This window comes from Streptomyces sp. NPDC093591, assembly GCF_044764885.1.
In the GTDB taxonomy this organism is placed as follows: Bacteria; Actinomycetota; Actinomycetes; order Streptomycetales; family Streptomycetaceae; genus Streptomyces.
In genome coordinates, this window is record NZ_JBIWIY010000003.1 from 414,855 (window position 1) to 429,230 (window position 14,376).

Here is a 14,376-nt window from a genome sequence, read left to right on the forward strand (position 1 = left end):
GGTCATGCGGCCGCCCGGCCGTTCTCACCCGTAGCGCAGCTCCGCCGGGCGGACCGAGCGGTGCAGCAGGGGCAGCGAGGTGGCCGCGGCCAGCAGGCAGCAGGCGTACACCGCGAGAGGGACCAGCAGGGAGACGTACGGCACCTCCGGCACCGTCCACTCCGTGGCGATCGAGGCGTACCAGGCACCGATCGCCATGCCGCCGGCGCCCGCCACCACGACCGCCGGTACCAGCGGGAGCGCGGTCTCGAGGAACAGCGCCCGGGCCAGCACCCCGCGCGGCACCCCCGCCGCGTTCTGCGCTGCCAGGCCCCGGCGCCGGGTGGCGAGGGACTCGGCGGTGCCGACCGCGAGAGCCGACAGGACGATCCCGAGGGCGACGAGGACCGCGGCCGCCGTCAGGTCGAGGCCCGTCGTATAGAACTCCATGTCCATGCCGAGTCGGCCCAGGCGGCGCATGGCGTGCAGATCGTCGAGAAACACCTGCCGCACCCCCACGAAGCCGGTGGCGACGACGGTCACCAGCAGCACGGCCGCGTGGGTGCGGGCCGCCGCCCACGGGTCGTCGCGCAGCCGTTCCGCCGCGATCAGCAGGTCCGGGCGCTGGGCCCGGGCCGCGAGGGTGCGGCCCAGCAGGCCGGAGGACCAGCCGGTCAGCCACAGCGCCGCGGCACCGACCAGCAGGGTCAGGGCCAGGACGATCAGCGGGACGGGGGAGAGCCGGCGGGGCCCGGCGAACACCGGGGTCAGCAGGGGCACCACCGCAAACACCGCGAGCAGCCCGGTCGCCACCAGGAACACCCGGCCCGGAGGCCGGCCGCTCCGCACCCGGCGCACCCAGCCGAGCGGTGACGCCACCACCCGGCGCAACGCCAGTGCGGACACCGCCGCGCCCAGCGCCGGCACGGCCAGGGCGACCAGGGTCATCCCCGCCCAGGCCAGAACGGTCGGACTGGCCCACAGGGACAGCAGTACCGGCACCGCGACCGCGGTGGCGGGCGCCGAGCCCAGCAGACAGGCGAGCCCCGCCTCCAGTGCGGCGATCCGTCGTACCTGCCAGGGCGTGGCCCCGGCCAGTCGCAGCCCGGCGAGCCGCCGGTCGCGGTGGACGGCGCCGATGCGCGCGCTCTGGCCGAGGAATCCGAGCACCGGAATGAGGAGGAGCGCCAGGGTGAAGATCACCCCGAAGCGGCCTCCCGCGGTGTTCAGCAGGCCGTGGGCGAGCGGCACGCTGTTGTAGCCGTCGAGCGAGGCCAGCGCGACGCCCGCCAGCGCGAAACCGGTCGCGAGCGCCGCCCCCAGCGCGGTGAGCCCCACCCGCCACCACTCGCGCCGGTCGGAGCCCCGGGTGAGCTGCCAGGCCAGTCGGAGGTCGGCCTTCATGCGGTCACCCCCGGGCCGGTCACGTCTGCGCCGGGGAGGCGGAGGGCGTCGCCGTGTCCGGCGGGACTCGTGGCCGTTGCCTGCGGTCGGGCGCCGGTCGGCCCGCCGCCGCGGAACTCGCGCCTCATACCGCCACCTCCAGCGGCGCCACGGTCCCGTCACTCAACCGCACCTCGCGGTCCGCGTACGCCGCCACCTGGGCGTCATGCGTGATCAGCAGCACCGCCGTACCGGACTCACGGGCCGTGTGCGTCAGGGCCGTCATCACCTGCTCGCTCGCCAGCGAGTCCAGCGCCCCGGTCGGCTCGTCCGCGAAGACGATCTCCGGGCCGGTGACCAGGGCCCGGGCCAGGGCCACCCGCTGCGCCTGGCCCCCGCTCATCTCGCCCGGCCGCAGTTCCTCCTGCCCGCGCACCCCGAACCGCTCCAGCCACGCACCGGCCTTCGCCTGCGCCTCCTGCCGGCGGGCACCGGCGAGCAGCAGCGGCAGCGCGACGTTGTCCAGGGCCGTCAACTCGGGGATCAGCTGCCCGAACTGGAAGACCACGCCGAACTCCGTACGCCGAAGCTCGCTCAACCGTTTCTCCGGCAGCTGGTCCAGCCGCTGCCCGGCGTACGTCACCGAGCCGGTGTCCGGGCGGACGATGCCGGCCAGGCAGTGCAGCAGCGTCGACTTCCCGCTGCCGCTGGCGCCGGTGACGGCGAGGATCTCGCCGGCCCGCAGCTCGATCGAGGCGCCGCGCAGGGCCTCGGTCCTGCCGTGTGCCTTGACGAGGTCACGGGCCGCCAGCAGCGGCACCGTGCCCCCCTCTGTGTTGCTCATGCTGCGTCGACCTCCGCGGTCAGGGTGGTGAGCCGGGCCGCCGTGGTCGTCATCCAGCGGAGGTCGGCGTCGAGGTGGTTGAGGGCGTAGTCCGCCGAGAGCACGGTCGCGAGATCGGTGTGCGGGGCGGTCTTGACCGCCGTGAGCTCGCGCATCCGCTCCATGTGGGCGGCGCGCTGGGCGCGCAGATAGGCCTCGGGGTCGCCGCCGGACAGGATCGACACGACGACCTTGGCGAAGATCTCGTTCGTCACGAACGGCGCGGGCGGCGCGATCTCCCCGGCCCACTTGGCCAGTTCACGTGCTCCGTCGTCCGTCGAGCGGTACGTGGTGCGCTCCGGGCCGCCGTCCGAATCGGTGCCGTCGACCTCGGCGAGCCCGTCGCGGACCAGCCGCTGCAGGGTCGTGTAGACCTGCCCGTAGGCCAGCGGGCGGGCCTGCGGGAAGCGTTCGTCGTGGCGTCGCTTGAGGTCGTAGCCATGGCTCGGCCCCGTGGCGAGCAGCCCCAACAGGATGTGGCGGGTGCTCATGCCGATCATTATGCACTGAGTACATGTACTGAGTGAATAGTGATCGGGCAGAAAACTCTGCGGCGGAAAGGCACGTGCGGAACAGAATGTGACGAGAGGCACGATGTTTGTCTCCGGACGTCTGTCCCCGCGTCTGCTGGGTAGGGCTGCGATAACCCGCACGCCGAACCAGACGAGGAGCCCCCCCGTGCCCACAGCATCGGCCCTGTCCAAACCCGAGGCGCCCCACGAGCCCGAGGCGTACGAAGGCGTCTTCACCGAACCCGAGATGCACGCCTGCGTCTTCAGCTCCGAGGGCGCCTGCTTCGAAACCCCCCTCACCAGCGAACCGCCCCTCCCCGACGTCGAGCCCCTCACCAGCGAACCGCCCCTCGCCGACGCCGCGCCGCTGACCAGTGAGGCGGCCGTCTGGGATGCGGGTATGGACACCGGTATGGACATGGACATGGATTTCCCGAGGCCGTAGATGACAGCAGAGCGGTCGGCCGAAGCCCCTGCCGAGACTCCCGCGAGTCCCGAGGACCTGCCCTCCGACGACCTGACCCGGCTCGCCGAACTGCACGGCGTCGCCACCTCCTACCAGCCGTCCGCCGACCGTACGGTCACGGCCTCCGCCACCGCGCTCACCCTCGCCCTGGCCGCCCTCGACATCGACACGAGCACCCCCGGGGCCGTCGGTGCCGCGCTCGCCGCACGGGAGCGGGAGCTGCGCGAGCGGCTGCTGCCGCCGACGCTGGTGTGCTGGAGCGGGGCCGAGCCCGAGGCGCCGGCCGCCCTGCCGTCGCTGCCGGCTGGTACCCGGCTGCACATCGAGACCGAACAGGGCGAGACCCGCGCCGCCCCCGACCGGCTCCCGCCCGGCGTCCACCGCTTGACGGCCACCGCCCCCGACGGCCGTACCGCGACCAGCCACCTGGTCGTCGCCCCGCCCCGCCTGCCCCCGTCCATCGAACGCTCGTACGGCCTCCTCGTCCAGCTCTACTCCCTCCTCTCCCGCCGCTCCTGGGGCATGGGCGACCTCGGCGACCTCGCCGAACTCGCCGCCTGGGCCGGCCGGTCGCTCGGCGCCGGATTCGTGCAGGTCAACCCGCTGCACGCGGCCGTACCCGGAGCGCCCACCGACCCTTCCCCCTACCGCCCCTCCTCCCGCCGCTTCCCCGACCCGGTGCATCTGCGGGTCGAGGACGTGCCCGAGTTCGCGTACGTCGAGGACCGCGAGCGGCTGCGGACGCTGCTGGAGCGGGCCGGGCGGCTGCGGGAAGCGGTGCTGGAGAAGGGGGCGCTGATCGACCGGGACGCCGTGTGGGAGGCGAAGCGGGAGGCGCTGGAGCTGGTGCGCGAGGTGCCGCTCGGGCCCGGGCGCCGGGCCGCGTACGCCGACTTCCTCGCGCGGGAGGGGCAGGCGCTGGAGGACCACGCCACGTGGTGCGCGCTGGCCGAGGTGCACGGCTCGGACTGGCTCCGGTGGCCGGAGGGGCTACGGGATCCGCGGTCGCCCGAAACCGCCCGCGCGCGGGGCGAGTTGATGGACCGGGTCGACCTGCACTGCCGGCTCGCGTGGCTCACCGACGGCCAGCTGACCGCCGCCCAGCGGGTCGCGCGCGAGTCGGGGATGGGGGTCGGGATCGTGCACGACCTGGCGGTCGGGGTGCACCCCGGGGGCGCGGACGCCTGGGCCCAGCAGGAGTACTTCGCCGCCGGGATGTCGGTGGGCGCACCGCCGGACGCCTTCAACGCGCGCGGCCAGGACTGGGGACTGCCGCCCTGGCGACCGGACCGGCTGGCCGAATCGGGATACGAGCCGTACCGCCGCCTCCTGCGGGCCCTGTTCCGGTACGCGGGCGCGTTGCGGATCGACCACGTCATGGGGCTCTTCCGGCTGTGGTGGGTGCCGCAGGGGCACGCGCCGACGGAGGGGACGTACGTCCGCTACGACGCCGAGGCCATGCTCGCGATCCTGGTGCTGGAGGCCTCCCGCGCCGGGGCCGTGGTGATCGGCGAGGATCTCGGCACGGTGGAGCCCGGTGTGCGCGAGACGCTGCGCGCACGGGGCGTGCTCGGCACCTCCGTGCTCTGGTTCGAACGGGACTGGGACGGGGACGGCCGTCCGCTGCCGCCGGAGTCCTGGCGCGCCGACTGCCTCGCCACCGCCACCACCCACGACCTGCCGCCCACCGCGGCCCGCCTCACCGGCGAACACGTCCAACTCCGCGACAGCCTCGGCCTGTTGACCGGCTCTCTGGAGCAGGAACAGGCGGCGGCGTCGGCGGACACGGGCGAGTGGCTGGAACTGCTCTCCCGGCTCGGACTGCTGCGCGGCACGCACGGCGGGCACTGCACCTCGGAGGAGGAGGCCGAGATCCAGGCCGTCCACCGCTTCCTGCTGCGCACCCCGGCCCGCATGGTCGGCATCTGGCTCCCGGACGGCGTGGGCGACCGCCGCCCCCAGAACCTGCCGGGGACCTGGGACCAGTACCCGAACTGGCGACTGCCGATCGCGGACGCGGAGGGCCGGGCGGTGACGTTGGAGGAACTGGCGGGGTCGGCCCGGGTGCGGGCGCTCGTGGAGGTGCTGCGGGGCGAGGCGGCCCGGCGGGGGTGACGCCGGGCGGATCGTGCCCCAGGCCGGGCGGGCCGCGCCTCTCGGCGGGCGGGCCGCGCCTCCTACGGCACCCCGGGCGCGCGGCCCCTCCCGGCGTTCGGTACTTTTGGCCCCGTGGACAAGAAGAACGCCCTGCGCGCCGGCGCCCTGGCTGCCGGTACGACGCTGATGATGCTGCTCATGTCGTCCCCTGCGCTCGCGCTCGCGCGTGACGACGGCGACGACCCCGGTCCGGGCCTGAGCGTCATGGAGACGCTGGGCCAGTTCGTCTTGGCCCCGATCGTGCTGTTCGCGGTCATCGCGGGCCTCGTGATGGTCCTGGACCGCTCCACGGACCGCCAGCCGAAGGCGAAGGTCAAGGCGAAGGCCTGACCAGGGCGGCTCCGTCCGGTCACAGCTTCTTCGAGGGCGCCTGCCTCGTCGTACGTACGCGCATCCGCCGTACCTGCGACGAGGCCGGCGCCCTCGGCGTTTTCACGGGTGGGCGGCTGTCACGGACAGGTGACGCTCACGCCGGATACGGCGCCGTCAGATACCGCTGCACCGTCGGCGCCAGCCATGCCACGACCTCCTCGGGGGCCAGGTCCACGGCGGGCGGAAACCGCAGTACGTAGCGGGTGAGCGCCAGCCCGAGCAGCTGCGCCGACACCAGCGCCGCCCGCGCCGGGGCCTGCTCGGGGTCGGGGCACACCCGGCGGGCGACCGGCAGCAACTGGTCCCCGAAGATGCTCCGCATGCGCTCGGCCCCGGCCTGGTTGGTCGCGCCGACCCTGAGCAGGGCCGTGAGCACCTCGTTCTTCTCCCACATGACCAGGAAGTGCGTCACCAGCGCCCGGCCGGCGTCGTCCCGGGGCAACGACGCCGGGTCCGGCAGCCGCAGATCGATGGCGACGGCCGCCGCGAACAGGCCTTCCTTGTTGCCGTAGTAGCGCATCACCATCGACGGATCGATGTTCGCGTCCTTGGCGATGGCGCGGATCGTGGCGCGCTCGTAACCGTCGGCCGCGAAGCGCTCGCGGGCCGCGTCGAGGATCGCCGTGCGGGTGGCCTCGGAGCGGCGGGGTGGTGTCGGGGTGGGGGTGGGTGTGGGGGGCTTGCTCTCGGTCATGTCAACAAGCGTAGGCCAACATGTGTAGGCCAACAAGGCGGGGCTCGCGAGCGCGTGCCCCAAGTGTGCGTCCACAGGTGTGTGCCCACAACTGTAGGCCCACAGACGTTGACGCCTTCGTCCTCACGGCCCTATCGTTGCCAACGAGCGTTGGCCAACAATTGTTGGCCGACGCGTGTTGGCAACCAGGAGGCCACCATGACCACCATGAACGGCACCGGCACCGGCACCACCCCCACCCACCCCGTGCTCGTCGTCGGCTCCGGCCCCACCGGTCTCCTCCTGGCCGGTGACCTCGCCGCCGCCGGCGTCCCCGTCACCCTCGTCGAGAAGCGCCCCCACAAGATCAGCAACCTCTCCCGCGCCTTCGGCGTGCACGCCCGCACCTTGGAACAGCTCGACGCCCGCGGCCTTGCCGAGCCGTTGCTCGCCACCGGCAGCACCATCACCGAGCTGCGCCTCTTCCGCCGCCTCTCCCTCGATCTCGGCACGCTGCCGTCCCGCTTCCCGTTCCTGCTCATCACCCCGCAGTACGAGGTCGAGCGGCTGCTGGAGCGGCGGGCGCGTGAGCTCGGTGTCGAGTTCCTCTTCGAGAGCGAGGTCGTGGGGCTGCGGCAGGACGACAGCGGGGTCGACCTCGATGTGCGCGGCCAGAACGGGACCGTCGTCACGCGCCGCGCCGCCTATGTCGTCGGCGCGGACGGGCATCGCAGCGCCGTGCGACAGGCCGTCGGCCTGCCCTTCCCCGGCGTCTCCGTCATCAAGTCCCTCTTCCTGGCGGACGTACGGCTCGCCGAGCGGCCCGAGAGCGTGCTCACCGTCAACGGCGCCGGTGACGCCTTCGCGATGATCGCCTCCTTCGGCGACGGCTGGTACCGCGTCATGGGCTGGAACCGCCACCACGAGGTCCCCGACGACGCACCGCTCGACCTCGACGAGGTCAAGGAGGTCACCCGCCGCGCCCTGGGCACCGACTACGGCATGCACGACGCGCGCTGGCTCTCCCGCTTCCACAGCGACGAACGGCAGGCGCCGCAGTACCGGGTCGGTCGGGTCTTCCTCGCCGGTGACGCCGCGCACGTCCACTCGCCGGCGGGCGGCCAGGGCATGAACACCGGCCTTCAGGACGCGGCCAACCTCGGCTGGAAGCTCGCCGCGGTCGTCAAGGGCTGGGCGCCCGAGGCGCTCCTGGATACCTATCAGGCCGAACGCCACCCGGTCGGCAAGGCCGTGCTGCGCAGCAGCGGCGGGCTGGTCCGGCTGGCGAGGGCGCGGAACCCGGCCCTGCGCGCCGTACGCGCCCTCGTCTCCGCCTTCGTCAACGCGGCCCGGCCCGCCCGGGCGAAGGCGCTGGCCCAGATCTCGGGCATCGGCTACAGGTACCCCGCCCCGCGCGGCTCCCACCGCCTGGTCGGCACCCGTGTCCCCGACGTGGCTCTGGAGAGTGGCCGCCTCTATGAGGCCCTGCGCGGTGGACGGTTCGTACTGATCGTCCCGAAGGCGGCGCAAGTGCCCGAGGGTCCGGTCTCCCGCAAGGGCCGGCCGGCCGTGGAGCGCTGGGCGGGCGACCGCCGTACGGCCGTGCTGGTGCGGCCCGACGGATACGTGGCGTGGGCGTCGGACGACGCGGACGCCGGGGCGATCGAGGCGGCGGTCGCCGCCCAGGTGGGGTGAGCGGAGCCCCGCCTACCGGGAATCGGGCGTCCCCGCGAGCAACTCCCTCAACAGGTCGGCCAGTTGGTCGGCCTGTTCGTCGTCGAGGGCGGACAGGGCCTCCGTCTGGACGGCCAGGCCGGCGCTGACCGCCTGGTCGACGATGCTCAACCCCTTCTCCGTGAGCGTGACTTGCAGACCGCGGCGGTCGTGCGGGTCGGGGGAGCGGCGCAGCAGGTCGGCCCGTTCCAGCTTGTCGAGCCGGCCGGTCATGCCTCCGGTGGTGAGCATCAGCGTCGCCGAGAGCTGGCGGGGCGAGAGGGTGTAGGGCTCTCCGGAGCGGCGCAGGGTCGCCAGGACGTCGCACTCGCCGCGTGAGATGCCGTAGGGCGCGTACGCCTTCTCGATGCGGTCGCCCATCGTGCGCGCGAGGCGGTAGATCCGCCCGAAGACCTCCATCGCCTTGGTGTCGAGGTCGGGCCGCACCGTCGCCCACTGGTCGATGATCGCGTCGACGGGGTCCTTGCGCTGGGGGCGTTCGCTCATGCGTCGAGTATCGGGGGTCCGAATGCTGGCCCGCAAGAAAGTGGCTTGACGGAAAGTGGCTTAGCGCTAAGCTACTTTCCACTGGCCTGCTTCCCACTGGCCTACTTCCTTTCCTCTACCTCTACTTCCACTGGCCTACCTCCGCCCGGCCTGCTCGGCCGACCTACTTCGAAGGGTGCATCCCGTGGCCGCCCACCGTGTCGGCGGTGTCTCTCCCGCCCTGATACTCCTCACCGCCCTCGCGCCCATCTCCTGGGGCACGACCTACGCGGTCACCACCGAGTTCCTGCCGGCCGACCGCCCCCTGTCCACCGGCCTGATGCGCGCCCTGCCCGCCGGTCTGCTGCTGCTCGCCCTCGCCCGTGTGCTGCCGCGCGGCGCCTGGTGGTGGAAGGCGGCGGTGCTGGGCGCCCTGAACATCGGCGCCTTCTTCCCTCTGCTCTTCCTCTCCGCGTACCGGCTGCCCGGGGGCATGGCGGCCGTTGTCGGCTCGGTCGGCCCGCTGTTCGTCGTCGGTCTGTCGGCGCTGTTCCTCGGGCAACGGCCCACGGTGCGCAATGTGCTCACCGGGGTCGTGGCGGCGTTCGGTGTCAGCCTGGTGGTGCTGGAGGCGGCCGGTGCGCTCGATCCCGTCGGGCTGCTGGCGGCCCTGGCCTGCACGGCGGCCATGTCCACCGGCACCGTGCTGACCAAGCGGTGGGGGCGCCCCGAGGGTGTCGGCCCGCTCGCCCTCACCGGTTGGCAGCTCACCGCCGGCGGCCTGCTCCTCGCCCCGCTCGCCCTCCTGGCCGAGGGCGCCCCGCCCGCACTCGACGTCCGTGCGGCCGGCGGCTACGTCTACTTGGCGCTGGCGAACACGGCGGTCGCGTACTGGCTCTGGTTCCGCGGCATCGGCCGCCTGAGCGCCATGCAGGTCACCTTCCTCGGCCCGCTGTCCCCCCTGACCGCCGCCGTGGTCGGCTGGGCCGCGCTGGGGCAGGCGTTGAGCCCGCTCCAACTGGCGGGGATGGCGCTGGCGTTCGGGGCGACGGTCGTCGGGCAGATCAGGGTTGGCCGGGTCCAGGAGAGCCGGGACGGGACGGGCCGGCCTGGACAGGCCCTCCCACCATTGTTCAGTTCTGCTGAAAAGAAGCATCGAAAAGATTCGATGGACCTGACAGGTCCCGCGCTGCGACGGTAGATCGAGCCCGATCACCGCCCAGCGAAAGGATCTCCGTGACCGTCGTCCTCCCCAGGACAGCCACCCCGACTCCCCTCCCCAAGGCGGCCGCCCTCGGCATCGCGTTCGCCGCCCTCGCCACCGTCGTGTGGTCGGGCAGCTTCGTCACTTCCCGCGCGCTGCACGACAGCGTGCCCCCGGTGCAGCAAGCGTTCTGGAGATGGCTGGTGGCGCTGGCCGCGGTGGCTCCCTTCGGTGCCCGGCAGGCCTGGCGGCAGCGGAAGGTGATCCGCCGTCACCTCGGGTTCGTGTTCCTTGCCGCCCTCCTCGGCGTGGCCACCTACAACACCCTCGTCAACCAGGCCGGGTTGACCACGCCCGCCGCCAACATGGGCATGATCATGGCCGCTTCGCCGGTCCTGATGGCCGTGTTCGAACGGGCCGCGGGGATACGGCTGGGCGCGCGCCGGGTGGCCGGTCTGCTGACGGCCTGTGCGGGCGTCGTGCTGCTGATCGGGAGTGGCGCGGGCGGGGCCCGGTTCGCGGCGGGCGACCTGTGGATGGTGGCCGCGGCCTGCTGCTTCGCCTCGTACAGCGGTCTGCTGCGGCGCAAGCCGGCCGAACTGGGCGGGGTGGCCTTCCTGTTCACCACGTTCCTGCTGGGCACGGTCCTGCTGGTGCCCGCGCAGGGAGTCAGCCTGGCGGTGCAGGGCGGCTTCGAGCCGACGGCCGGGACGGTCCTGCCGATCCTGTACGTGGGAGTCGTCTCCTCCGCCGTCGCCTTCTTCGCCTGGAACAGGGCGATCGCACTGGTCGGACCGGGCCGCGCCGGGGTCGTCTACTACCTCCAGCCGGTGTGCGTGGCCCTGCTGTCCTGGGCGGTGCTCGGCGAGGCGACCGGCTGGACGCAGGTGCTGTGCATGGCGCTGATCCTCGGCGGGGTCGTGCTGGGTGCGGGGGCGCGTCGGTGACGTAGGTTGCCGCCATGGTCGAGTGGGACATCCGGAAGCTGCAGATCCTGCGGACGTTGCGGGAGCGGGGGACCGTGACGGCGACCGCCGAGGCGCTGCGGATGACTCCGTCGGCGGTGTCGCAGCAGCTGACGAATCTCGCCAAGCAGGTGGGGGTGCCGCTGCTGGAGGCGCAGGGGCGGCGGGTGCGGCTGACGGACGCGGCGCGGCTGGTGCTGCGGCACGCCGAGGCCGTGTTCGAGCAACTGGAGCGGGCGGACGCCGAGGTGGCCGCGTACGTGCACGGCGAGGTGGGGGAGGTGCGGGTCGCGGCGTTCTCCACCGCCGTACCCGCCCTCGTCGTCCCCGCCGTGCGGGCGCTGCGGACCGCGCATCCCGGGGTGACCCTGCGGGTGCGGGAGGCGGAGGCCGGGGAGGCGTACGAGCTGCTGGCCGCCGGGGACGTCGACCTCGCGCTGTCCCTCGCCGCGCAGGCCCCGACGGCCGCCGACCCCCGGTTCACCCGCGTCCCGCTGCTCGCCGACCCCCTCGACGTCGCCCTCCCCCGCGACCACCCGCTCGCCACCGCGGACGGGCTGCGGCTCGCCGATCTCGCGGAGGAGCCGTGGATCTTCGGCGGGAGCGGGCCCTGGTCGGACATCACCCGCGGGGCCTGCGAGGCGGCCGGGTTCAGCCCCGTACAGGGGCACTCGGCGGCCGGGTGGACGGCGATCCTGGCGATGGTGGAGGCGGGGATGGGGGTGGCGTTGGTGCCGCGGATGGCGGCGGTGGCCAGGGGCGGCGTCGTGATGCGGGAGCTGGGCGCGGAGCGGCCGGTCCGGCATGTGGTGGCAGCCGTACGCAAGGGCGGGGCGGGTTCGCCGGCGGTGGGCAGGGCGCTGGACGCTCTGCGCGGTGCTGCCGCCGCGTAGCCGGGCGCACACGACAGGGCGCCCGGCGCAGCAGCACCGGGCGCCCTGTCGGCATACGTACGACGACCGTTACTGCTCCGCCGCCGCGTCCGCCGCCTGCGCCTTCAGCGCCCGCTCCACGCCCGCGCGGGACTCCGAGATCAGGCGGCGCAGGGCCGCGTTCGGCTCCGCCGAGGACAGCCAGGTGTCCGTCTTGCTCAGGGTCTCCTCGGAGACCTGGAGGGTCGGGTACAGGCCGACCGCGATCTGCTGGGCGATCTCGTGGGAGCGGGCGTCCCAGATGTCCTTGACCACCTCGAAGAACTTGTCCGTGTAGGGGGCGAGGAGTTCGCGCTGGTCGGTCTGGACGAAGCCGCCGATGACCGCTTCCTGGAGGGCGTTGGGGAGCTTGTCGGAGTCGATGACCGACGACCAGGCCTCGGCCTTGGCCTCCGCGGTCGGACGGGCGGCGCGGGCCGTGGCGGCGTGGCGCTCGCCGGCCGCCGTCCTGTCCCGCTCGTACTCGGCGGCGATCTCCGTCTCGTCGAAGCGGCCCACCGCCGCCAGGCGCTGGACGAGCGCCCAGCGCAGCTCCGTGTCGACGGCCAGGCCCTCGATCGTCTGGGAGCCGTCCAGCAGGGCCTCGAGGAGGTCGAGCTGCTCGGGCGTGCGTGCCGTCGCCGCGAACGCCCGCGCCCACGCCAGCTGGTGGTCGCTGCCCGCCTCCGCCGAGCGCAGGTGGGCCAGCGTGGCGTCCGTCCAGCGGGTCAGCAGCGACTCGCGGGCGGCCGGGTCGGCGTACAGCTCGATCGCGAGCTTCACCTGGCGCTGCAGCGACTGCACGACGCCGATGTCGGACTCCTTGCCGATGCCCGACAGGACGAGGGAGAGGTAGTCGCGGGTGGCGAGCTCCGCGTCGCGCGTCATGTCCCAGGACGACGCCCAGCACAGGGCCCGCGGGAGGGAGGCCTCGAAGTCGCCGAGGTGCTCGGTGACGAAGGCCAGGGACTGCTCGTCGAGGCGGACCTTCGCGTACGACAGGTCGTCGTCGTTGAGGAGGACCACGTCCGGGCGGCGCGTGCCCGACAGCTGCGGTACGGCGGTCAGTTCGCCGTCCACGTCCAGCTCGATGCGCTCGTCGCGCACCAGCTTGCCGGTCGCGTCGTCGAGGTTGTACAGGCCGACCGCGATGCGGTGCGGGCGCAGCGTCGGCTCGCCCTTCGCGCCCGTCGGCAGCGCGGGGGCCTCCTGGCGGATCGCGAACGAGGTGATCACACCGCTCGCGTCCGTCTCGATCTCGGGACGCAGGATGTTGATGCCGGCCGTCTCCAGCCACTGCTTCGACCACGTCTTCAGGTCACGGCCGGAGGTCTCCTCCAGGGCGCCCAGCAGGTCGGACAGGCGGGTGTTGCCGAAGGCGTGGCGCTTGAAGTACGCCTGGACGCCCTGGAAGAACTCGTCCTCGCCGACGTAGGCGACGAGCTGCTTGAGGACGGAGGCGCCCTTGGCGTAGGTGATGCCGTCGAAGTTGACGAGCACGTCGTCCAGGTCGCGGATCTCGGCCATGATCGGGTGGGTGGACGGCAGCTGGTCCTGGCGGTACGCCCACGTCTTCATCTGGTTGGCGAAGGTGGTCCACGAGTGCGGCCAGCGCGACTCGGGCGCGTACGCCTGGCAGGCGATGGACGTGTACGTGGCGAACGACTCGTTCAGCCACAGGTCGTTCCACCACTCCATGGTGACCAGGTCGCCGAACCACATGTGGGCCAGCTCGTGCAGGATGGTCTCCGCGCGCGTCTCGTACGCCGCGTTCGTCACCTTGGACCGGAAGACGTACTGGTCGCGGATGGTCACCGCGCCCGCGTTCTCCATCGCGCCCGCGTTGAACTCCGGCACGAACAGCTGGTCGTACTTCTTGAACGGGTACGCGTAGTCGAACTTCTCCTGGAACCAGTCGAAGCCCTGCCGGGTCACCTCGAAGATCGCGTCCGAGTCGAGGAACTCGGCGAGCGAGGGCCGGCAGTAGATGCCCAGCGGCACGCTCTGCCCGTCCTTCTCGTAGACGCTGTGCACCGAGTGGTACGGGCCGACGATGAGCGCCGTGATGTACGTCGAGATGCGCGGCGTCGGCTCGAAGGACCAGACGTTGTCCTTGGGCTCCGGGGTGGGCGAGTTGGAGATGACGGTCCAGCCGTCCGGCGCCTTCACGGTGAACTGGAAGGTGGCCTTCAGGTCGGGCTGCTCGAAGGACGCGAAGACGCGGCGCGCGTCCGGGACCTCGAACTGGGTGTAGAGGTAGGCCTGCTGGTCGACCGGGTCGACGAAGCGGTGCAGCCCCTCGCCGGTGTTGGTGTAGGCGCAGTCGGCCACGACCCGCAGGACGTTGGGGCCCTCCAGCAGGCCGGACAGGGCGATCCGGGAGTCCTTGAAGACCTCGGCCGCATCGAGTGCGTCGCCGTTGAGGGTCACCTCGTGGACGGTCGGGGCCACCAGGTCGATGAACGACTCCGCGCCGGTCTCGGCGACGTCGAAGCGCACCGTGGTGACAGACCGGTAGGTACCGCCCTCCTGCGCGCCGGAGAGGTCGAGATCGATCTCGTAGGACTCGACGGTGAGCAGCTGCGCCCGCTGCTGAGCCTCTTCGCGGGTCAGGTTTGTGCCAGGCACGCGGTCATCTCCTCGATATGTGTAGGTTCGGCGGTTCGGTCATC

The 14,376-nt window shown here is 72.7% G+C and carries 13 protein-coding genes; 7 read left to right on the forward strand and 6 right to left on the reverse strand.

The genetic code is table 11. From position 1 onward, the window contains the following. Positions 1 to 24 precede the first annotated feature (24 nt). The 3 genes from ACIREI_RS08500 to ACIREI_RS08510 form a co-directional block, all read right to left on the reverse strand. Complete coding sequence (locus tag ACIREI_RS08500; RefSeq protein ID WP_403328954.1) at positions 25 to 1,383, reverse strand: FtsX-like permease family protein; 1,359 nt, start codon at positions 1,381 to 1,383, stop codon at positions 25 to 27. A 124-nt stretch (positions 1,384 to 1,507) separates the two neighbouring features. Next, complete coding sequence (locus ACIREI_RS08505; protein ID WP_403328956.1) at positions 1,508 to 2,206, reverse strand: ABC transporter ATP-binding protein; 699 nt, start codon at positions 2,204 to 2,206, stop codon at positions 1,508 to 1,510. Further along, a complete protein-coding gene (locus ACIREI_RS08510; RefSeq protein ID WP_403328959.1) occupies positions 2,203 to 2,736 on the reverse strand; it encodes a PadR family transcriptional regulator in 534 nt (177 codons plus the stop codon). Before ACIREI_RS08510 ends, ACIREI_RS08505 begins: the two co-directional genes overlap by 4 nt. 187 nt (positions 2,737 to 2,923) lie before the next feature. Between ACIREI_RS08510 and ACIREI_RS08515 the strand changes: the two genes are divergently transcribed. The 3 genes from ACIREI_RS08515 to ACIREI_RS08525 all read left to right on the forward strand — a co-directional run bounded on the left by ACIREI_RS08515 (position 2,924) and on the right by ACIREI_RS08525 (position 5,710). After that, positions 2,924 to 3,202 carry a hypothetical protein gene (locus tag ACIREI_RS08515; protein ID WP_403328962.1) on the forward strand — a complete coding sequence of 93 codons (279 nt, stop codon included), beginning with the start codon at positions 2,924 to 2,926 and terminating at the stop codon, positions 3,200 to 3,202. Next, positions 3,203 to 5,338, forward strand: coding sequence for a 4-alpha-glucanotransferase (malQ, locus tag ACIREI_RS08520; RefSeq protein WP_403328965.1), 2,136 nt, complete (start codon positions 3,203 to 3,205; stop codon positions 5,336 to 5,338). A 114-nt stretch (positions 5,339 to 5,452) separates the two neighbouring features. Beyond that, the gene (locus ACIREI_RS08525; RefSeq protein ID WP_403328968.1) at positions 5,453 to 5,710 is read left to right on the forward strand and encodes a hypothetical protein; all 258 of its coding nucleotides are present in this window, start codon (positions 5,453 to 5,455) and stop codon (positions 5,708 to 5,710) included. A 136-nt stretch (positions 5,711 to 5,846) separates the two neighbouring features. Here the strand turns inward: ACIREI_RS08525 and ACIREI_RS08530 are convergent, their stop codons facing one another. Beyond that, entirely contained in the window at positions 5,847 to 6,446 is a 600-nt protein-coding gene (locus tag ACIREI_RS08530; protein WP_403328970.1) for a TetR family transcriptional regulator, read from the reverse strand. 207 nt (positions 6,447 to 6,653) lie between these two features. Here ACIREI_RS08530 and ACIREI_RS08535 point away from each other — a divergent pair, with 207 nt between their 5' ends. Further along, positions 6,654 to 8,120, forward strand: a complete 1,467-nt coding sequence (locus tag ACIREI_RS08535) for an FAD-dependent monooxygenase (protein WP_403329454.1) — start codon at positions 6,654 to 6,656, stop codon at positions 8,118 to 8,120. A 12-nt stretch (positions 8,121 to 8,132) separates the two neighbouring features. Here ACIREI_RS08535 and ACIREI_RS08540 read toward each other — a convergent pair whose 3' ends face one another. Further along, positions 8,133 to 8,645: a MarR family winged helix-turn-helix transcriptional regulator gene (locus tag ACIREI_RS08540; protein ID WP_403328973.1), complete on the reverse strand. Its 513-nt coding sequence runs from the start codon at positions 8,643 to 8,645 to the stop codon at positions 8,133 to 8,135. Between the two features lie 184 nt (positions 8,646 to 8,829). Between ACIREI_RS08540 and ACIREI_RS08545 the strand changes: the two genes are divergently transcribed. The 3 genes from ACIREI_RS08545 to ACIREI_RS08555 are packed head-to-tail and all read left to right on the forward strand — an operon-like array spanning position 8,830 to position 11,686. Beyond that, the gene (locus ACIREI_RS08545) at positions 8,830 to 9,825 is read left to right on the forward strand and encodes an EamA family transporter (protein ID WP_403328976.1); all 996 of its coding nucleotides are present in this window, start codon (positions 8,830 to 8,832) and stop codon (positions 9,823 to 9,825) included. Positions 9,826 to 9,860: 35 nt separating this feature from the next. Continuing rightward, positions 9,861 to 10,775, forward strand: a complete 915-nt coding sequence (locus ACIREI_RS08550) for a DMT family transporter (RefSeq protein WP_403328979.1) — start codon at positions 9,861 to 9,863, stop codon at positions 10,773 to 10,775. Between the two features lie 14 nt (positions 10,776 to 10,789). After that, a complete protein-coding gene (locus tag ACIREI_RS08555) occupies positions 10,790 to 11,686 on the forward strand; it encodes a LysR family transcriptional regulator (protein WP_403328982.1) in 897 nt (298 codons plus the stop codon). Positions 11,687 to 11,755: 69 nt separating this feature from the next. Here ACIREI_RS08555 and pepN read toward each other — a convergent pair whose 3' ends face one another. Beyond that, positions 11,756 to 14,332 (reverse strand): aminopeptidase N, encoded by a 2,577-nt coding sequence (gene pepN / locus ACIREI_RS08560; RefSeq protein ID WP_403328985.1) that lies wholly within the window; start codon positions 14,330 to 14,332, stop codon positions 11,756 to 11,758. Between the last annotated feature and the right edge of the window lie 44 nt (positions 14,333 to 14,376).